Source organism: Nocardioides sp. Z35_8, from assembly GCF_059621125.1.
Map to the genome: position 1 here is coordinate 234,337 of NZ_JCAQIE010000002.1, position 17,835 is coordinate 252,171.

General features: G+C 72.9%; 16 protein-coding genes and 2 tRNA genes. 8 read left to right on the top strand and 10 right to left on the bottom strand.

What is annotated here, in order from left to right:
- Nucleotides 1-17: 17 nt before the first annotated feature.
- From ettA to AC54T2_RS12870, 5 genes are all read right to left on the bottom strand, one after another.
- Nucleotides 18-1,700 carry an energy-dependent translational throttle protein EttA gene (gene ettA / locus AC54T2_RS12850; RefSeq protein ID WP_496666358.1) on the bottom strand — a complete coding sequence of 561 codons (1,683 nt, stop codon included), beginning with the start codon at nt 1,698-1,700 and terminating at the stop codon, nt 18-20.
- 62 nt (nt 1,701-1,762) lie between these two features.
- Nucleotides 1,763-2,224: a single-stranded DNA-binding protein gene (locus tag AC54T2_RS12855; RefSeq protein ID WP_496666359.1), complete on the bottom strand. Its 462-nt coding sequence runs from the start codon at nt 2,222-2,224 to the stop codon at nt 1,763-1,765.
- 146 nt (nt 2,225-2,370) lie between these two features.
- Nucleotides 2,371-4,026 (bottom strand): YfjP family GTPase, encoded by a 1,656-nt coding sequence (locus AC54T2_RS12860; protein WP_496666360.1) that lies wholly within the window; start codon nt 4,024-4,026, stop codon nt 2,371-2,373.
- Nucleotides 4,027-4,068: 42 nt separating this feature from the next.
- The gene (locus AC54T2_RS12865) at nt 4,069-5,892 is read right to left on the bottom strand and encodes a dynamin family protein (RefSeq protein ID WP_489974849.1); all 1,824 of its coding nucleotides are present in this window, start codon (nt 5,890-5,892) and stop codon (nt 4,069-4,071) included.
- Nucleotides 5,889-7,007, bottom strand: coding sequence for a PrsW family intramembrane metalloprotease (locus tag AC54T2_RS12870; RefSeq protein ID WP_186340761.1), 1,119 nt, complete (start codon nt 7,005-7,007; stop codon nt 5,889-5,891). The genes AC54T2_RS12865 and AC54T2_RS12870 overlap by 4 nt, the downstream gene beginning before the upstream one ends.
- A 106-nt stretch (nt 7,008-7,113) precedes the next feature.
- Here AC54T2_RS12870 and AC54T2_RS12875 point away from each other — a divergent pair, with 106 nt between their 5' ends.
- The 4 genes from AC54T2_RS12875 to AC54T2_RS12890 all read left to right on the top strand — a co-directional run bounded on the left by AC54T2_RS12875 (nt 7,114) and on the right by AC54T2_RS12890 (nt 11,493).
- Nucleotides 7,114-8,520, top strand: coding sequence for an aminopeptidase P family protein (locus AC54T2_RS12875; RefSeq protein WP_496666361.1), 1,407 nt, complete (start codon nt 7,114-7,116; stop codon nt 8,518-8,520).
- Entirely contained in the window at nt 8,513-9,676 is a 1,164-nt protein-coding gene (gene rlmC, locus AC54T2_RS12880; RefSeq protein ID WP_241005161.1) for a 23S rRNA (uracil(747)-C(5))-methyltransferase RlmC, read from the top strand. The genes AC54T2_RS12875 and rlmC overlap by 8 nt, the downstream gene beginning before the upstream one ends.
- A 263-nt stretch (nt 9,677-9,939) precedes the next feature.
- Nucleotides 9,940-11,334 (top strand): cation:dicarboxylate symporter family transporter, encoded by a 1,395-nt coding sequence (locus AC54T2_RS12885; RefSeq protein ID WP_489974852.1) that lies wholly within the window; start codon nt 9,940-9,942, stop codon nt 11,332-11,334.
- 83 nt (nt 11,335-11,417) lie between these two features.
- Nucleotides 11,418-11,493 (top strand) — tRNA-Arg (locus AC54T2_RS12890).
- 138 nt (nt 11,494-11,631) lie between these two features.
- Here AC54T2_RS12890 and AC54T2_RS12895 read toward each other — a convergent pair.
- Genes AC54T2_RS12895 through AC54T2_RS12905 form a run of 3 tightly spaced genes read right to left on the bottom strand, consistent with a single transcriptional unit; the run spans nt 11,632 to nt 13,964 of the window.
- Nucleotides 11,632-12,645 carry an adenosine deaminase gene (locus AC54T2_RS12895; RefSeq protein ID WP_489974853.1) on the bottom strand — a complete coding sequence of 338 codons (1,014 nt, stop codon included), beginning with the start codon at nt 12,643-12,645 and terminating at the stop codon, nt 11,632-11,634.
- Nucleotides 12,646-12,670: 25 nt separating this feature from the next.
- Nucleotides 12,671-13,453, bottom strand: coding sequence for a DsbA family protein (locus AC54T2_RS12900; protein ID WP_186340759.1), 783 nt, complete (start codon nt 13,451-13,453; stop codon nt 12,671-12,673).
- Nucleotides 13,419-13,964 carry a MauE/DoxX family redox-associated membrane protein gene (locus AC54T2_RS12905; protein ID WP_489974854.1) on the bottom strand — a complete coding sequence of 182 codons (546 nt, stop codon included), beginning with the start codon at nt 13,962-13,964 and terminating at the stop codon, nt 13,419-13,421. Before AC54T2_RS12905 ends, AC54T2_RS12900 begins: the two co-directional genes overlap by 35 nt.
- A gap of 63 nt (nt 13,965-14,027) precedes the next feature.
- Here AC54T2_RS12905 and orn point away from each other — a divergent pair, with 63 nt between their 5' ends.
- Together orn and AC54T2_RS12915 are read left to right on the top strand one after the other, a co-directional pair.
- Nucleotides 14,028-14,672, top strand: coding sequence for an oligoribonuclease (orn, locus tag AC54T2_RS12910; protein ID WP_489974855.1), 645 nt, complete (start codon nt 14,028-14,030; stop codon nt 14,670-14,672).
- Nucleotides 14,673-14,717: 45 nt separating this feature from the next.
- Nucleotides 14,718-14,793, top strand: a tRNA-His gene (locus AC54T2_RS12915).
- Nucleotides 14,794-14,854: 61 nt separating this feature from the next.
- Here the strand turns inward: AC54T2_RS12915 and AC54T2_RS12920 are convergent.
- Nucleotides 14,855-15,934: a MerR family transcriptional regulator gene (locus AC54T2_RS12920; RefSeq protein ID WP_496666362.1), complete on the bottom strand. Its 1,080-nt coding sequence runs from the start codon at nt 15,932-15,934 to the stop codon at nt 14,855-14,857.
- Between the two features lie 71 nt (nt 15,935-16,005).
- On the bottom strand, nt 16,006-17,118 hold the full coding sequence (locus tag AC54T2_RS12925) for an FUSC family protein (RefSeq protein ID WP_496666363.1): 1,113 nt from the start codon (nt 17,116-17,118) through the stop codon (nt 16,006-16,008).
- A 158-nt stretch (nt 17,119-17,276) separates the two neighbouring features.
- Here AC54T2_RS12925 and AC54T2_RS12930 point away from each other — a divergent pair, with 158 nt between their 5' ends.
- Nucleotides 17,277-17,594: a rhodanese-like domain-containing protein gene (locus tag AC54T2_RS12930; protein WP_186340754.1), complete on the top strand. Its 318-nt coding sequence runs from the start codon at nt 17,277-17,279 to the stop codon at nt 17,592-17,594.
- A 56-nt stretch (nt 17,595-17,650) separates the two neighbouring features.
- A complete protein-coding gene (locus AC54T2_RS12935; RefSeq protein WP_186340753.1) occupies nt 17,651-17,833 on the top strand; it encodes a DUF8730 family Cys-rich protein in 183 nt (60 codons plus the stop codon).
- Nucleotides 17,834-17,835: the final 2 nt, after the last annotated feature.

A 17,835-nucleotide genomic window follows, 5' to 3' on the forward strand; every position in this document is an offset into this window, starting at 1 on the left:
CCGGCCGACGGAGCCGGTCAGTCGCGGGTGAGCCGGCGGTGGGTGACGCGGTGCGGACGGGCCGCCTCGATGCCGAGCCGCTCGACCTTGTTCTGCTCGTAGGATGCGAAGTTGCCCTCGAACCAGAACCACTTGGCCTGGTCCTCGTCGTCGCCCTCCCACGCCAGGATGTGGGTCGCCACGCGGTCGAGGAACCACCGGTCGTGGGAGGTGACCACGGCGCAGCCCGGGAAGTCGAGCAGCGCGTCCTCGAGGGACGACAGGGTCTCGACGTCGAGGTCGTTGGTGGGCTCGTCGAGGAGCAGCAGGTTGCCACCCATCTTCAGCGTCAGCGCCAGGTTGAGGCGGTTGCGCTCGCCGCCCGACAGGATGCCGGCCTTCTTCTGCTGGTCGGGGCCCTTGAAGCCGAAGGAGGCGACGTAGGCGCGGCTGTTCATCTCGAAGTTGGCGACCTTGATGAAGTCGAGACCGTCGGAGACGACCTCCCAGACGTTCTTGTGCGGGTCGATGCCGCCGCGGGACTGGTCGACGTAGGACAGCTTGACCGTCTGGCCGACGGTGAGGGTGCCCTCGTCCGGCTGCTCCGAGCCCGTGATCATCCGGAAGAGCGTGGTCTTGCCGACGCCGTTGGGGCCGATGACGCCGACGATGCCCGCGCGGGGCAGCTTGAAGGACAGGTCGTGGATCAGCGTGCGGTCGTCGAAGCCCTTGCCGAGCCCCTCGGCCTCGAGCACGATGTCGCCGAGGCGCGGGCCGGCCGGGATGTTGATCTCGGAGGTGTCGATCTTGCGCATCCGGTCGGCCTCGGCCGCCATCTCCTCGTAGCGGGCCAGACGCGACTTGCTCTTGGCCTGCCGGGCCTTGGGGTTGGAGCGGACCCACTCCAGCTCCTTCTCCAGCATCCGGGCGCGCTTGGCGTCCTTCTGGCCCTCGACCTTGAGCCGGTCCTTCTTGGTCTCGAGGTAGGTGGAGTAGTTGCCCTCGTAGGGGTGCGCCTTGCCGCGGTCGAGCTCGAGGATCCACTGCGCGACGTTGTCGAGGAAGTACCGGTCGTGGGTGACGGCGAGGACGGCGCCGGGGTAGGAGGCGAGGTGGCCCTCGAGCCACTGCACCGACTCGGCGTCGAGGTGGTTGGTGGGCTCGTCGAGCAGGAGCAGGTCGGGCTGCTGGAGGAGCAGCTTGCACAGCGCCACCCGGCGGCGCTCACCACCGGAGAGGTTGTCGACCAGGACGTCGGGCGGCGGGCAGCGCAGGGCGTCCATGGCCTGGTCGAGGCGGCTGTCGAGGTCCCACGCACCGGCGTTGTCGAGCTCGGTCTGGAGGTCGCCCGTCTCCTTCATCAGGGCGTCCTGGTCGGCGTCGGGCTCCCCCATCTCCATGTAGGCCTCCTCGAGGCGCTTCATCTTCGCCTTGAGGTCGCCGACCGCCTCCTCCACGTTCTCCAGGACGGTCTTGCCCTCGGTGAGCGGCGGCTCCTGCTGGAGCATCCCGACCGTCGCCTCGGGGTCGAGGATGGCGTCGCCGTTGTTGGCGTGGTCGAGCCCCGCCATGATCTTGAGCAGCGAGGACTTGCCCGTGCCGTTGGGGCCGACGACTCCGATCTTGGCGCCGTGGAGGAACGACAAGGTGACGTTGTCGAGGACGACCTTGTCGCCGTGGGCCTTGCGCACATTGCGCAGTGTGAAGACGTACTCAGCCATGCGGCCGAGCCTACGGGGAAGCGACCCCCGGCCGACAATCGCACCGACGCGCAAGGCCCCGGTCAAGCGGCCTGCTGGCCGCCCTGCTCCCCGCCCTGCTGCCCGCCCTGCTGCATGGCCTGCTCCCCGGCCTCCCCGCCGACCTGCGACGCCGAGTCTCGCGACTCGGCCGGCGCCGCCTTGGTGAAGCTGGTCGTGCCCTGGGAGAGGTCGTGGCCGACGGCGGAGGCCACCACCTCGAACGAGGTCTGTGGTGCGCCGTCGCGCTCCCACAGGTCGGCCACCAGCCGCCCGTGCACGACGACCGGGTCGCCGTTGTGCAGCGAGGAGGCCGCGTGGCGGGCCAGCCGGTTCCACGCCTTGACGGTGTGCCACGACGTGGCGCCGTTGACCCACTCGCCGTCTCGGTAGCGGCTCGGCCTGCACGCCACACGGAACGTCGCGACGGCGCGACCGTCGGCGATCTCGCGCAGCGTCACGTCGCCGCCGACCCGGCCGGTCAGGGTGATCTGGGTGTCGTACATCGGTGCCTCCTGGCTCGGGCGACGGCCCTCCCGCCGCGATCACCCAAGGCTCGCCGCCCCGGCCGACAGGACGGGCCGCACCGGCGCGAGGCTGGGGACAACCCGCCGTCGGCGCGGCCTGGGGACGTTCTCCGGCCCGCGAGTGGTCAGCGCAGGGCGGCGGCGAGGCCCTCGCGGACGGTCGCGTAGGAGGCCAGCTCGGCCTCGATCGGGGCGACGACCAGCTCGGCGGACACCTCCGAGATCGCATCGCGCAGCCGCTTGTCGGCCGTGCGCGCCCGCTTGCGCGCGGTCGCGGCCACCAGCCAGCGGCACACGAGGGCGAGGAGCAGGCCCAGCCCGATCCCGCCGAGCAGCAGCAGGGTGGGCAGCGGGAAGGCGCCGACCTCCGGCGTGGGCGGCTCGGGCAGCCGGGCGTAGGACCCGAGCGCGAGGAGGGCCAGCCAGCCGGCCCCGACGATCGCGGCGAGGATCAGGACGTACTGCAGGACGCGCACCAGCCCGGCCCACGCCGGGATCCTGGCGGCGCCGAGGTCGACGCCGGCCACGGCGCGGTCGAGTCGGTCGCCGAGGTCGGGCAGGCGCGACACCGACGCCGCGCGCACGGCCGCGGCCCACGGCGGCGCCATGCCCTCACCCACCTGGTCGGCCAGCGCGCGCACCTCGGTGTCGATCCGGGCACGCTGCACCCCGGTCGCCTTCGGGACGGAGGTGCGTGCGGTGCCGGTGAGCTCCTTGCCGGCCGCGCCGAGGTCGAGGTGAAGGCGCTTGAGGGGGTCGGGCTTGAGGCGCGAGAACCACGCCGTGACCGGCCAGCCGGTCGCCCGGTTGGCGCGGATGCGGGTGGAGTCGGCCACGGCCTTGACCACGGTCGGGACGCCGGCCGCGTCGGCGAACGCGCCGTCGAGCGCGGCGACCCGCTCCTTGGACAGCGTCGGGACCTTGCCCGTGCCGGTGGCCTCCTCGAGGCGCTGGGCCGCCGAGCGGACGTCGGCCTCGAGCCGAGCACGGGTGAGCTTCTTCTCCGCCACCCGCTTGGCGATCATGCCGCGCAGCTCCTCGATGCCCCAGCCCTGGCGGGCACTGACGGGCAGCACCGGGACGCCGGAGAGGCCGTCGGCCTCGAGCAGGCGGCGCACGTCGTCGACCATGCCGGCGCGACGGTCCTCGGGCACGGTGTCGATGTGGTTGAGCACCACCAGCATCACGTCCTGGTGGCCCGCGAGGGGCTTGAGGAAGCGGTCGTGGATGGCGGCGTCGGCGTACTTCTGCGGGTCGAGCACCCAGACCAGCATGTCGGCGAGCTGCACCAGCCGCTCGACCTCGAGGTGGTGGGAGACCTCGGTGGAGTCGTGGTCGGGCAGGTCGAGCAGCACGACACCGCGCATCTCGGCGTCCTCGTCGGCCTGGGAGAGCATCGAGTCGCGGGTGACCTGGTGGCGCGGCGGGATGCCGAGCCACTCCAGCAGCTCCTCGGCGCCCTCCTTGCCCCACACGACGGCAGTGGCCCACGACGTGGTGGGACGGCGTACGCCGACCGCGGCGAGCTCGAGCCCGCTGAGGGCGTTGAACGTCGAGGACTTGCCCGAGCCGGTGGCGCCGCCCAGCGCGACGACCGTGTGGTCGGCCGACAGCTTGAGCCGGCTCGCGGCGCGCGCGGCGACCGCGGTGGCGTCGTCGACGACGTCGTCGTCGACCCGGCCGCGGGCCGCCTCGGCTGCGCGCTCGAGTCCGTCGACGCGTGCGCCGATGTCAGAGCTCCTGGTGACCAGCTTCTTGGCCCCTTCGAGCAACGACGTCATGTCTCCCTCACGGTCCGGGCTGCGGTGCTTGTGACCACAACCCTAGGGGGCGTCGTCACCACCACCCGACACCCGGGGAGGTCGCTGCGCCTCCGCGAAGCGCAGGTCGTCGACCTTGCGCGCCGCCGCCCGCATCCGCTCGGGCGACTCGGGGGCGATCTGGAGGCTGTCGAGCAGGTCGGTGTAGCGCCGGCGCTCGGAGTCGAGCAGGTCGTTGACCGAGGCCTCCAGACGCTGCCGGGCCCGCTCGGCGAGCGAGCGCACGGCCTGGTCGCCGAAGACGGCCTCGAGCAGCTTCTGCCCGAGGATCGCCGACCCACCGGCGATGCCCGCCTCGGCGCCGGTCACGCCGGCGGTGTGGGCGAACACCACGATCATCAGCGCGACGGAGAGGCCGTTGACGCCGAACGCGAGGAAGCGCGCGGTCGAGCGCTTCTCGGCGCCCTCCGTGCGGACCATGTCGAGGACGTCGGACTGCCAGTCGCGCACGGCGCGCTCGGCGCGGCGGCGGAAGTCGCGCGAGGCCCGGCCGAGGTCCTCCCCGGCGTCGCGCAGCAGGGCCTGCCCGGCGGCGGTGCCGTGCCACGAGGCCTCGGCCCGCTCGGCGGCCGCCTCGGCGTGCTCGAGGATGAGCGTCTCGAGGCCCGACTCGACGGCGACCGTGACCCGCTCGGCCTGCTGGGGCTTGCCCTTGACCGCGTTGACGACGCGGTCGCGGATCCAGCCGACCCGGGTCTCCAGCGTGCGCAGCAGCTCGCCGGTGCCGACGAACTCCTGCCAGCGCGCCAGCACCTCGCCGCGCAGCAGGGTGCCGTCGGCGGAGGCCTCGCCCACCGCCGTGACGGCACGGTCGTAGGCCTCGTTGGCGTCCTCGCGGAGGCGGCGGACGGCGTCGACCTGCTCGGTCGCCGCGTCGGCCACGGCGTGCGTACGACGCGCCAGCGTGCGGATCGCGCCGTCGAGGGTCTGCTGCACGACCGACTGGCGCGCCTCCTGGTCCTCGGCGAGCGCGCGCAGCCACTGCCGGATCTCCCTCACCGACGACGAGGCCAGCAGGCCCATGTCGGAGACCTCGCCCTCCTCGACGACGAAGAGCGGCGAGTCCTTCAGGCCGCGGCTCGCCAGCATCCGGGCCAGGTGCGTGGTGATGGTGTCCACGGCCTCGGGCGGGGTGCGGTCGAGCACGATCGCGACGGCCGCCGAGCGCTCGGCGGCCTTGCGCAGGAAGTCCCACGGCACCTGGTCGGCGTAGCGCGCGGCGGAGGTGACGAACAGCCACAGGTCGGCGGCGGCGAGCAGCTGGGCCGCCAGCACGCGGTTCTGCTCCTCGACCGAGTCGATGTCGGGGGCGTCGAGGATCGCCAGCCCGGGCGCCATCACGGGCGAGGGCACGAGCTGGAGCGCGGCGGGGTCGTTGGTCTGCCGGTCGACGCGCTCGAGCTCGGGCAGCAGCCGGTCCTGGCCGAACCACTTGGCGTCGGACGGGTGGTGCACGAGCACCGGCGAGCGGGTCGTGGGGCGCAGGACGCCGGGGGTGGTCACCCGGGTGCCGACGAGGGAGTTGACGAGCGTGGACTTGCCCGCGCCGGTGGACCCGCCGACGACCGCGAGCAGCGGCGCGTCGAGGGTCATCAGCCGCGGGATCACGTAGTCCTCGAGCTGGTCGACCATCTCGGCCCGCGCGGCCCGCTGCTCCGCGGCGCCGGGGAGCTCGAGCGGCAGCCGGGCCTCCTGCAGCGCCCCGCGCAGCCGCACGAGCGCGGTCACCATGGCGGTCGTGGTGTCGTCGTCGCGGCGTCCCGGCGTCGGCTCGGCCGGCTGCTGGTCGGCGGGCTGACCAGGGGTCGCGTCGTCGTTGTCGTTCATCGGGTGGGGACCACCTGTCCGGGGAAGGAGATGTAGGGGCGGATCCGGCGGAGCTCGTCGACGTGCTCCTGTCCGCGCGCGGCGAAGTCGTCGGGCGCCGTGCCGCGCAGGTAGCGGTGGTGGAGGTAGCCGAGCTCGATGGCGGCGGCCTGGTAGTCGCGCATGGCGCGCTCGGCGAGCGGGCCGCCCTGCTGGCGTGCCCAGCGGCGGGCGTGGCGGCGGGCGCGCAGGTCGACCAGCCACGGGATGTCGGTGGCGGGGAGCAGCCCGCGGTCGGCGGCGTCCTGGAGGGCGAGCGCGAGCATCGGGCGCTCGGAGCGGCGGCGGTAGACGGCGAAGGCGACGACCCCGACGAACGCCGGGAACATCAAGGTGCCGTAGACGACGACGAAGTCGCCCGTGCCGGTGAGCGTCGAGGTGTTCCAGACCCCGTGGAGGAAGGCCGCGAGCAGCAGCCCCACGAGCGGCGCGAGGAGCCGCACCGACGTCCGCCGCGACGCGATGGCCAGGCCGACGCCGATGCCGATGAACGCCGTGAAGAACGGGTGGGCGAAGGGGCTGATCAGGCAGCGCACGACGAACGTCGCGGTGAGCGCCGTCGTGCCGCCGGGGCCGAGGCCGTCGGTGCCGTCGTAGGCGGCGGCGAGGAAGAGGATGTTCTCGGTGTAGGCGAAGCCGATGCCGACCATCCCGGCGTAGACGATGCCGTCGAGGACGCCGTCGAGCTCGTGGCGCCGCCACCAGAGCAGCAGGAAGAGGAAGGCGCCCTTGGCCAGCTCCTCGGTGACAGGGGCGACGACGCTGAGCGTCTCGGGCTCGCTCGCGCCGCCGGCGAAGCTGATGCCCTGGAAGACGATCGCCGCTCCCGTGGCGGCGAACGCGCCCCACAGCAGGCCGGCCAGGAGCAGGTTGCGCGGCTCGGGCTCGTAGCGGTCGAGCCACATGAAGCAGCCGACCAGCGGGCCGACCGGGATCGCGGCGAGGAGTGCCGCCAGCGCCAGGGACCCGGGAGCGCCGGAGAGTGCGATGACCGCGGCCATGAGGAGGCCCCCGAGGAGGACCAACGCAGCCACCACGACGGTGAACGCGACACTGTCGCGACGGCCTCGTTGCATGGACTCGACCCTAACGGAGCAGCGTCCGTCCGCCGGTGCTGGCGCACCCGTCGGGAGGGACGGCGCGCGGTCGGGTCGACGCCCCGGCCCGGCGTAGAGTGGCCGCGTGAGCGAGCCGACTGCCGAGATCCCCGCCGAGAGCGTCCAGACCCCCGACGCCGACGAGCACCCCCGCACCGAGTCGCACGACCCCGCGGTCCCCGCCGCCTACGCCGCCTTCATGCGCAAGGGCTGGGGCGACCGGGCGCTCGACATGCCGCGCCACCCGGTGGCCGACCTCGCCGCCGCCCGTCGCGCGCGGCTCGCCGACGCCTTCCCCGACGACCGGCTCGTGCTGCCCGCCGGCACCTACAAGGTCCGCGCCAACGACACCGACTACCGGTTCCGGCCCGACACCGCCCACACCTACTTCTCCGGCAACCAGACCTCCGACGCGGTCCTGGTGATCGAGGACGGCGAGTCGGTGCTCTACGCCCGGCCCCGCTCCGAGCGCGACACCGACGAGTTCTTCCGCGACCGCCAGTACGGCGAGCTCTGGGCGGGCCGCCGGCCGTCGGCGCAGGAGATCTCCGACTCCCTCGGCATCGAGGTCCGCCACGTCAAGGACCTGCCGTCCTTCGACGACGACCGCAAGACCCGCGACCTCACCCGCGACGAGGACCTCGCCCGCGTCGCCGACGAGCTGCGCCTGGTCAAGGACGACTGGGAGATCGGCGAGCTGCAGGAGGCGTGCGACATCACGGCCCTCGGCTTCGACGACTCGGTGCGCGAGTGGGACCGCGTCCTGGAGTTCGGCGAGCGCTGGATCGAGGGCACGTTCTTCCGCCGCGCCCGCGCGATGGGCAACGACATCGGCTACGACTCGATCTGCGCGGGCGGGTCCCACGCGACGACCCTGCACTGGATCGACAACACCGGCGCGATCGAGCCCGGCAAGCTCGTGCTGCTCGACATGGGCGTGGAGGGACGCAACCTCTACACCGCCGACGTCACCCGCACCCTGCCGGTCGACGGCCGCTTCACGCCGCTCCAGCGCGACCTCTACGACCTCGTGCAGCAGGCGCAGCAGGCCGGCATCGACGCCGTACGCCCGGGCGCGGCGTTCCTCGCCGCCCACCACGCCGCGATGGAGGTGCTCGCGCACGGCCTGGAGGACCTCCAACTCCTGCCGGTCTCCGCGGAGGAGGCGCTCGACCCGGAGTCCAAGCTCTACTCGCGGTGGACCCTCCACGGCACCTCGCACATGCTCGGCATGGACGTCCACGACTGCGGTCGCTCCTCGGCCGACATCTACCCCAAGGGCGACCTCGCCGAGGGCATGGTGCTGACCGTGGAGCCTGGTCTCTACTTCCAGGAGGACGACCTGCTCGTCCCCGAGGAGCTGCGCGGCATCGGCATCCGCATCGAGGACGACATCCTCGTCACCGCCGACGGTCACCGAAACCTCTCGGCCTCGCTCCCCCGCACCTCGGCCGACGTCGAGGAGTGGATGGGCTCCCGCATCGGTGGCTGACCCGCCGCCTGCGCCCAGCCTCCGCGTCGTCGACGGCGTGCCGCGCTGCCACCACTACGACGCCTTCCGCTGTCGCTCCTGCACCCTTCTCGGGATCCCGCGCGAGCGCCAGCTGTCCGACAAGGAGGCCCACGCGCGCTCGCTGGTCGACGCCGGGGGGTGGCTGCCGACCGTGGCCGGGGCGGACGTCGGCTTCCGCAACAAGGCCAAGATGGTGGTCGGGGGCACCGTCGAGGCGCCCACCCTCGGCATCCTCGACCGCGACCTGGCCGGCGTCGACCTGCGCGACTGCGGCCTGCACTCCGACGGCCTGCGCGCGAGCCTGCAGCGCGTCGCCGCCTGGATCGCCGAGGCCGGGCTGACGCCGTACGACGTCGCGACGCGCCGCGGCGAGCTCAAGCACGTGCTGCTGACCGAGTCGCCCGACGGCGAGACGATGCTCCGGCTCGTGATGCGGTCCACGGCACTGGAGGCACGCATCCGCTCCCGCCTGCCCACGCTGCTCGAGGCGGTGCCGGCGCTGCGGGTCGTGACGGTCAACGTCCAGCCGGAGCACAAGGCGGTGCTGGAGGGCGAGCGCGAGATCGTGCTGACCGACGCCGGGGTGCTGCCCATGCGGCTGGCCACCGGGGTGACGCTCCGGCTGGGGCCGCGGTCGTTCTTCCAGACCAACACCCCGGTCGCGGAGGCCCTGTACGACCAGGCCCGCGCCTGGGTGAGCGACCTGCCCGACGTCCGCACGGTCTGGGACCTCTACTGCGGCGTGGGCGGCTTTGCGCTCCACCTCGCTTCCGAGGGCCGCGAGGTGCTCGGCGTCGAGGCCTCCGCCGACGCGGTCGGGGCGGCGAGCGCCACTGCGGCCGCGTCGGGCGCCCCGGCCCGGTTCGTCGCGGCCGACGCGACGGCGTACGCACTCGCCGCCGGCACCGTGCCCGACCTGGTGGTCGTCAACCCTCCCCGGCGCGGCATCGGCGCCGAGCTCGCCGGATGGCTCGAGTCCTGCGGGGTGCGCCACGTCGTCTACTCCTCGTGCAACGCGCAGTCCCTGGCCCGCGACCTCGCCCTCATGCCGTCGCTGCGGCCCGTGGAGGCGCGGGTGCTCGACATGTTCCCGCACACCACGCACTACGAGGTCATCACGCTGCTGTCGCGGTGAGCGGGCGCGCTCAGGGCCTGGACCGACGGTGTGAGGCGGGTCACGGGAATCGACGGACGCCGGGCGGGGTTGTGCCTCTCGTGCGCCCATCCCTCCTCGTCCCCGCGACCGTCGGCGAGCTGCTGACGCAGCGTCGCGCGGTGGACCTGGCGCGCACCCAGAGCGCCCTCTGTCGCTGACCGCGCGCCCTCAGACCGTCTCCCGCACCACCCGGTCCCGGCGCCCGCGTCGACGGGCTGCCTCGGAAAGGCTATCTTTTCAGTATGACTACTTCTGTTACGGCCGACAAGAAGCGCACCCGCTTACGGCTCCCCTCGTTCGGCACCCAGGTCCTGATCGGACTGGTGCTCGGCGTGGTCCTCGGCCTCGTGGCCCGCAGCATGGGCGCCGACGGCGTCGACGCCGGCACCGGCGAGGTCGACCCCAACTGGCTGACCGAGACCCTCTCCACCGTGGGCGGCACGTTCGTGACCCTCCTGCGGGCGGTGGTGCCTCCGCTGGTCTTCCTCGCGATCGTCGCCTCGATCGCCAACCTCCGCGACGTCGCGGGCGCCGCCCGACTGGCGTGGCGCACCCTCATGTGGTTCGCCATCACCGCCCTCATCGCGGTCGTCATCGGCATCGTGCTGGGCCTGGTGCTGCAGCCCGGCGACCACACCAGCGTCACCTCCGAGGCGGCAGCGGCGCCGTCGAGCACGGGCTCGTGGCTCGACTTCCTGACCGGCCTGGTGCCGGCCAACGTGCTGGGTCTCGAGGGCTCGGCGTCCGACGACGGCTCGGTGGGGCTGTCGTTCAACGTGCTGCAGATCCTCGTGGTCTCCATCGCCGTCGGCATCGCGACCCTCAAGGTCGGCGAGGCAGCGGAGCCGTTCCTGGCCTTCGTCCGCTCCGCGCTGGCGGTCGTCCAGAAGGTGCTGTGGTGGATCATCCTGCTCGCCCCGATCGCGACCGTCGGCCTGCTCGGCAACGCCGTCGCCAGCTACGGCTGGGACGCCCTGGGCTCGCTCGGCATGTTCACCGTCGCGATCTACGCCGGGCTGGCGATCGTCATCGCCGGCGTCTACCCCGCCCTGCTGCGCCTCAACGGCCTCTCGGTGCGCCAGTTCTTCTCCGGCGCTTGGCCGGCGATCTCCCTCGCCTTCGTGTCCCGGTCCTCGATCGGCACCATGCCGGTGACCGAGTCGGTCACCGAGCGCAACCTCGGCGTGCCGCGCGCCTACGCGTCGTTCGCCGTGCCGCTGGGCGCCACCACCAAGATGGACGGCTGCGCCTCGATCTATCCCGCGATCTCGGCGATCTTCGTGGCGCAGTTCTTCGGCCTCGACCTCTCGATCACCGACTACGTGCTGATCGCGTTCGTCTCCGTGATCGGCTCCGCCGCGACGGCCGGCGTCACCGGCGCCACCGTGATGCTCACGCTGACGCTGTCCACGCTCGGCCTGCCGCTCGAGGGCGTCGGCCTGCTCCTGGCGATCGACCCGATCCTCGACATGGGCCGCACCGCGGTCAACGTCACCGGCCAGGCGCTGATCCCGACCATCGTCGCCAAGCGCGAGGGCATCCTCGACCAGTCGACGTACGACGCCCCCCGCGGGCGCGAGGCGTGGCGCGAGGACGCCGACACCGACGCGAGGGGCGTCACGCCCGCCGCTGCCTGACCGTCTGCCGCCACCACGGCCCGCGCTCCGCAACCACCTTGCGGAGCGCGGGCCGTGCGCTACTGGGATACTGACCGCGCCCAGCCCCCGTGGCGCAACGGATAGCGCAACGGCCTTCTAATCCGTGGGTTGCAGGTTCGAGTCCTGCCGGGGGCGCCACAGGTCACCGACACGCCCGGCGGCGTCCCCGCGGATGCCGCCCGGCTCCGCCAGAGTGGTCGTCAGGCCCCGCCACGTATGAGGTAGCGGGGCCTTCACCTTTGCCCGCGCCGCCCGGCCGGTGGAGCTGGCGGGCCGCTACCGGGCGGCGTACGCGTCGATCTCCGCGCCGATGCGCGCCTTGACGTCCGCCGGCGCGAACGAGGCGTCGACGGCGGCCCGCGCGAGAGCGGCGACACCCCGCTCGTCGAGGTCGAGAAGGCGCGCGGCCACCTCGTAGTCGTGGTTGAGGGTGGTCGCGAACATCGGCGGGTCGTCGGAGTTGATCGTCACCACGACGCCGGCCTCGACGAACGTGCGGAGCGGATGGTCCTCGATGCGGTCGATGGCGCGCGTGGCGACGTTGGACGTCGGACACACCTCGAGCACCACGCCGGTGTCGGCGAGGTGGGCGAGCAGGTCGGGGTCGGTCGCGGCCGAGCAGCCGTGACCGATCCGCTCGGCGCCGAGCAGCCGCACCGCGTCCCAGACCGTCTCCGGCCCGGTGGTCTCACCCGCGTGCGGCACCGACCGCAGCCCGGCGGCACGTGCGGTGTCGAAGTGCTCGCGGAACTGCGCCCGCGGCACCCCCACCTCGGGTCCGCCCAGCCCGAAGCCGACGAGCGCATCGGTGCGGTGCTCGAGCGCGTACCGCAGCGTCGCATCGGCGGCCGGCAGACCGGACTCCCCCGGGATGTCGTAGATCCAGCGCAGCACCAGCCCGAAGTCGCGCTCGGCGGCGATCCGCGCGTCCTCGATCGCCTCGGTGTAGGCCTCGATCGGGACGCCGCGCAGGACGGAGGTGTAGGGGGTGCAGGTCAGCTCGGCGTAGCGAAGGTTCTGGCCCTCGGCCATGTCGCGGGCGACCTCGTAGGTCAGCAGCCGCACGTCCTCGGGTGTGCGGACGAGGTCGACCACGGAGAGGTAGACCTCGATGAAGTGGGCGAAGTCGCGGAACGTGAAGAACTCCCGCAACGCCTCCAGGTCGGACGGCACCCCCGCGTCGGGGTGGCGCGCCGCGAGCTCGGAGACGATCCGCGGCGACGCCGACCCGACGTGGTGCACGTGCAGCTCGGCCTTGGGCAGGCCCGCGACGAACGACTGGAGGCTCACGCCCCGCAGTGTCGCAGGGCGCGGGTCAGCTGGTGGGCCCGACCATCGCCTCGGCGATCTCGGCGAGGGTCTGGCCCTCGACCTTCTTGCCGTCGACCAGCACCGTCGGCGTGGACTTGATCCCGGCCTTCGACGCGGCCTCGCCGGCAGCGTCGACCCAGCCCTCGAAGGCCATGTCCTCGATGCCGGGACGCACGGCGTCCTCGTCGGCACCGGCCTCGACGGCCCACGCGACGAGCTGGTCGTCGTCGGGGAACGGGCCCGACTCCGAGGGCTGGTTGTCGTAGAGCAGGTCGTGGAAGGACTTGGCGACCTCGGGTCCGGACGTGTCGAGCACCACGGCGAGGGCGTTGGCCGCCTTCGGGGAGAAGTCGCTGATCCGCTCGAGGAACGGCAGCGCCCGGAACTCGACCTTGACCTCGCCGGCCTCGACGGCCTCGTCGAGCTGGTCGCCGACGGTCTGCTCGAGCTGGCCGCAGAAGGGGCACAGGAAGTCCTCGTAGACCACGATCGACTTCGGCGCGTCGTCCTCACCGAGGACCAGCCCGTAGTCGTCGCTCGCGCCAGCGGGAGCGGTGTCGGGCTTGTCGGAGCCGAGGTTGCTGATCAGGAAGTAGCCGCCCACGACGAGGACCAGCACACCGGCGATCAGCCCGAAGCGGGTGAGCTGCTCCTTGCGCTTGGCCTTCTTGCGTCGCTCCTCGGCCTGGGCACGGGCCCGCTCGGTCCGCGCCCGCCGCGCCTCCCGCTTGGCCGCGGTGGCGGCCTTCTCCTCAGCGGTCCTGTGCGTGGTCTTCTTCTGCGCCATCGAGGCTTCCTTCGTGGTCGGAGGTGTCATCGGTCGGGGGGTGGGTGCCGGGATCGGCGGTCGAGGCGAACAGCACGTTGTCGAGCGCCAGCCGGGACGCGGGGCGGACGACGAGCCACCCGCTCAGCGCCATCAGGACGACGTCGCGGGCGATCTCGCGGGGGTACTTCGCAGCGGCGTCGGGGATCTCGCCCCCGCCGCCGAAGCAGCCGCAGTCGATCGACAGCCCGCGCGCCCACGCGCTCGAGATCCCGATGATGAAGGCCAGGTAGAGCAGCGCGGAGACGACGGAGCTGCCGCGCACCAGCACGCCCAGGATCAGGCAGAGCCCGATGACCACCTCGAGCACGGGCAGCAGGTGCCCCACGGCAGGGACGATCGCCTCGGGCAGCAGGTCGTAGGCCCGCACGGCGCGCACGCTCTCGGCGGGATAGGGCAGCTTGAGCGCCCCCGCCACGACCCACACGCCTCCCGCCGCCAGACGAGCGACGAGGCCGAACCAGTCCTTCACGCCCATGACCCTAGGAGGTGAGGCTGAGTCGTCCCTGAGAACCCCCCAGTAGGGTGACACGTCGTGAGCGACAGACTGGTGTGGATCGACTGCGAGATGACCGGCCTCGACCTGGGCGCTGACGCGCTCATCGAGGTCGCGGCCCTCGTCACGGACTTCGAGCTGAACGTGCTGGGCGAGGGCGTCGACGTCATCATCAAGCCCTCCCAGGAGGCGCTCGACCAGATGGTGGAGTTCGTCCGCTCGATGCACGAGAAGTCCGGGCTGCTCGACGAGCTCGCCGCCGGGACCACGCTGGCCGACGCCGAGCAGGAGGTGCTCGCCTACATCAAGGAGCACTGCCCCGACGGGAGCCGGCCCCCGCTGGCCGGCAACACCGTCGCCACGGACCGCGCGTTCCTCGCCCGCGACATGCCCGGCCTCGAGTCGTTCCTCCACTACCGCATCGTCGACGTCTCCTCGATCAAGGAGCTCTCGCGCCGCTGGTATCCCCGGGCCTACTTCGCGGCCCCGACCAAGCGCGGCAACCACCGCGCGCTCGCCGACATCCAGGAGAGCATCGAGGAGCTGCGCTACTACCGCGAGGCCGTCTTCGTGCCCCCGCCCGGCCCCGACAGCGCCACCGCCCGGGAGATCGCGGCCCGGCACGGCGGCCAGCTCACCGGCCTCGGCCCGGACGCGGACGCCGATTCCGGCTCTCCGGACTGAGTGCCCTACACTTCTCGTCGTCCACAGCGCGAGCTGAGGGACATGGTGGGTATAGCTCAGCTGGTAGAGCGCCGCCTTGTGGTGGCGGATGTCGCGGGTTCAAGTCCCGTTACTCACCCCAGGCAGATCGAGCCCCCGACCGGATCCGGTCGGGGGCTCGATCGTCGTACGGGGCGGCCCGCTCAGACCTCCACCACGACGACGGCGTAGTTGTCCGGCGCCCCGGCGGCCAGGACGGCCGCCTCCACCGACGCGGCGACCTCGTCCGGCTCCCCCGGTGCGGTGAGCAGCTCGGCCAGCAGTCGCGGCTCGAGCACCGCGTGGACGCCGTCCGTGGTGAGCACCAGCCGCTCCCCCGGGGAGACCGGGCGCACGGACAGGTCGGGCGCGGTCGGCGTGCCGTGCCCCAGGGCGCGGTTGAGGATGGCCGGCGACGGCTGGTCACCGGCCTCCTCCGGCGTGATCCGTCCCTGGTCGAGCATCGACTGCACGACCGTGTGGTCGTGGGTGAGCCGGACGAGCCCGTCCTCGCCGACGGCGTACGCGCGCGAGTCGCCGACGTGGGCGACCAGCGCGCGATCGCCGACCAGGAGCAGCGCGGTCAGGGTGGTGCCGCTGTCCGGCGCACCGTCCTCGGCACGGCGGGCCACGGCGTCGGCGGCAGTGCGGACCGCCGCGTCCAGGGCCCCGAGCGGGTCGACACCGGCGGGCGCGGCATCGAGGGCCGCGAGGGCGTCGAGGGCGACCCCCGCAGCCCCCTCGGCGTCCCCGAAGCCGTCCGCCACAGCGAAGAGCCGCTGGCCCGTGACCTGCCCCGTGATCCGGTGGGTGCGGGGATGGACGGCGTCGCGCTGGGCGTCGCGCGCCCCCCGCCCGGCGCGGTGGGCGGACCTCGGGGTCCGCGTGGTGGTCTCGGTCGTGTCGGTCATGGCGTGACGTCCTCTCATCTGGGCGAGGAGCGACGCGACGATGCTGCGGGCCGATGCCGTGTCGGCCTCGACCCGGCGCCAGTAGGACAGCAGCTCGGCCGCCGCCACCTCTCCCGTGGGCGCACCGGCGACCGCCGCGATGGTGCGCAGCGGCACCCCGGCCACCCGCAGCCGGGCGACCAGGCGCGCGTGCTCCACCTGGTCGGCGGTGTAGCGGCGGTAGCCCGTGCGCTCGTCGACCTCGGCCGGAGTGACCAGCCCGAGGTCGTCGTAGAGGCGCAGCGCCTTGGCGCTGAGCCCGGTCGCCCGGGCGAACTCACCGATGGACAGCATCGTCGTTCCTCTCCTGCCGGCGACCCTGCGCCGCCGGCTGCCCGAGCGTGTGCCCTGCCCCTGCGGCAAGGTCAAGCGCGGCGCTGCGGGATCCGCAGCGGCAGCGGCGGTCCGCCGATCGGGTTCGCCTCCGCGACCTGGTCCATGGCGTCGACGATGTTGCGCAGGTTGATGATGAGCGCGCCGTAGACGGGCCACTCGGGCGAGCGCTCGGTGGAGCGCAGCTCCTCGGTGAACTCCACCAGCCGGCGGCGCACGTCGAGCAGCGCCGCGGGGTCGGCGGCGCTCGTCGCCCGGCCGGCGGCGCCGAGCATGGAGATCCACGGGACGGCGAAGGAGTCCCCCCACGTCTCGCGGTGGGCCCGCTGGCCGCCGAGGGTGCGCGCCAGGCTCCGGGTCTCGGCCACCGCCTGCTCCATGCGGCGCAGCAGCTCGTGCCACTCCTCCGGGTTCCTCATCGGGCGCGCCGAGCGGCGCGGGTTCATCCGGGCGCTCTCCTCGGCCTGCCGCACCAGCGCCCAGGCGTGGTCGAGGTCGGCGTCGATGTCGCGGGTGCGGTCGACCCAGCCCGTGACGTCCTCGTCCTGGCACCCGTCGCCCAGACCGCCCGCCATGTCGACGAGCAGCTCACCGATGCTCTCGTCGACGCGCTCGAGCGCCTTGGCCGCGGTGTGCCGGCGCAGGGGCGGCCAGACGAGGACGTTGACCAGCAGGCCGACACCCACCCCGATCGCGGTGTCGAGCAGGCGCGCGACGAGCATCACGTCGTCATCGAAGCCGGTGGTGAGCACCACGAGGCCCGTCGTCGCGATGGTGGTGGCCTCGGCGCCCAACCACGGGACGGCCCCCAGCACGAGTGCGACGACCAGCAGCAGGGTGACGGCCCAGGTGCTCAGCCCCAACGCCTCGCCCACCAGCGTCGCGAGCAGCACGGCGACGACGGTGGCCGCGACCTGCTGCATCCCCTTCGAGAACGTGCGGTAGACGGTGGCGTGGACGACGAGCAGCGCGGACCAGGGCGCCAGGAACGGCTGGGGCAGGTCGAGGACGCTCGCCGCGATGACCCAGGCGGCGACCGCCGCCAGCACGGTCTTGAACAGCTGCAGGACGTCGTTCCACCAGATCGGGTCAGCGAGCCGGTCGTCGACGCGCTCCCTCCACCTCGTCCTCCGCTTCTCCCTCACCGACGCTCCTCTCCTCGGCGGACGACCCTACGACTCCCGCCGAGGCGCGGTGCCGGGACCAGCCGCGAGTGCATACCACCGGGGGTATCTCTCGGTTTCGGTGCGCCCGTCCCACGGCGATAAAATCGGCGGTGGACGAAGCACCCTGAGAGGACCGCATGTCACACCGCACGCCCGAGATCACCGTCGAGGAGTACGCCGCCGAGCGCGACAGCGGCGTCACCGTGGACGTCCGTGAGACGAGCGAGTACGTCGAGGGCCACGTGCCGGGGGCGCTCTCCGTGCCCATGGGCCAGCTCCCGTCCCGCCTCGGCGAGCTCGACCGTGGCGCCCGCGTGCACGTGATCTGCGCCTCGGGCAACCGGTCGAAGGCGATGACCGACCTGCTGGTGGCCAGCGGCTTCGACGCGGTGTCGGTGGCCGGCGGGACGAAGGGCTGGCTGGCGTCCGGGCGCGAGGTCGTGGTGGAGAAGTGACGGCGTTCCCCGCCCTCGTCTGACCCACCCATCCCTCACCGAGAAAGAGGTACGACATGTGTCGAGCAGTCCGCTGCAAGACCTGCGGCAAGACCACGTGGGCCGGCTGCGGCCAGCACATCGGTCAGGTCAGGGCGGGCGTCCCCGCCGGCCAGTGGTGCAACGGCCAGCACACCGCGGAGGAGAAGGCCGCCGCGGGGGCGGGCAAGGGGTTCCTCTCACGGCTCCTCGGCCGCTGACC

Excerpts from the sequence above, each read along its gene's own strand:
- ettA (WP_496666358.1), bottom strand. The coding sequence starts at position 1,700 with ATGGCTGAGTACGTCTTCACACTGCGCAATGTGCGCAAGGCCCACGGC.
- AC54T2_RS12870 (WP_186340761.1), bottom strand. The coding sequence starts at position 7,007 with ATGCAACGAGGCCGTCGCGACAGTGTCGCGTTCACCGTCGTGGTGGCT.
- AC54T2_RS12935 (WP_186340753.1), top strand. The coding sequence starts at position 17,651 with ATGTGTCGAGCAGTCCGCTGCAAGACCTGCGGCAAGACCACGTGGGCC.
- AC54T2_RS12860 (WP_496666360.1), bottom strand. The coding sequence starts at position 4,026 with ATGACGTCGTTGCTCGAAGGGGCCAAGAAGCTGGTCACCAGGAGCTCT.
- AC54T2_RS12900 (WP_186340759.1), bottom strand. The coding sequence starts at position 13,453 with ATGGCGCAGAAGAAGACCACGCACAGGACCGCTGAGGAGAAGGCCGCC.
- AC54T2_RS12855 (WP_496666359.1), bottom strand. The coding sequence starts at position 2,224 with ATGTACGACACCCAGATCACCCTGACCGGCCGGGTCGGCGGCGACGTG.
- AC54T2_RS12865 (WP_489974849.1), bottom strand. The coding sequence starts at position 5,892 with ATGAACGACAACGACGACGCGACCCCTGGTCAGCCCGCCGACCAGCAG.
- AC54T2_RS12885 (WP_489974852.1), top strand. The coding sequence starts at position 9,940 with ATGACTACTTCTGTTACGGCCGACAAGAAGCGCACCCGCTTACGGCTC.
- AC54T2_RS12930 (WP_186340754.1), top strand. The coding sequence starts at position 17,277 with ATGTCACACCGCACGCCCGAGATCACCGTCGAGGAGTACGCCGCCGAG.
- AC54T2_RS12920 (WP_496666362.1), bottom strand. The coding sequence starts at position 15,934 with ATGCTGTCCATCGGTGAGTTCGCCCGGGCGACCGGGCTCAGCGCCAAG.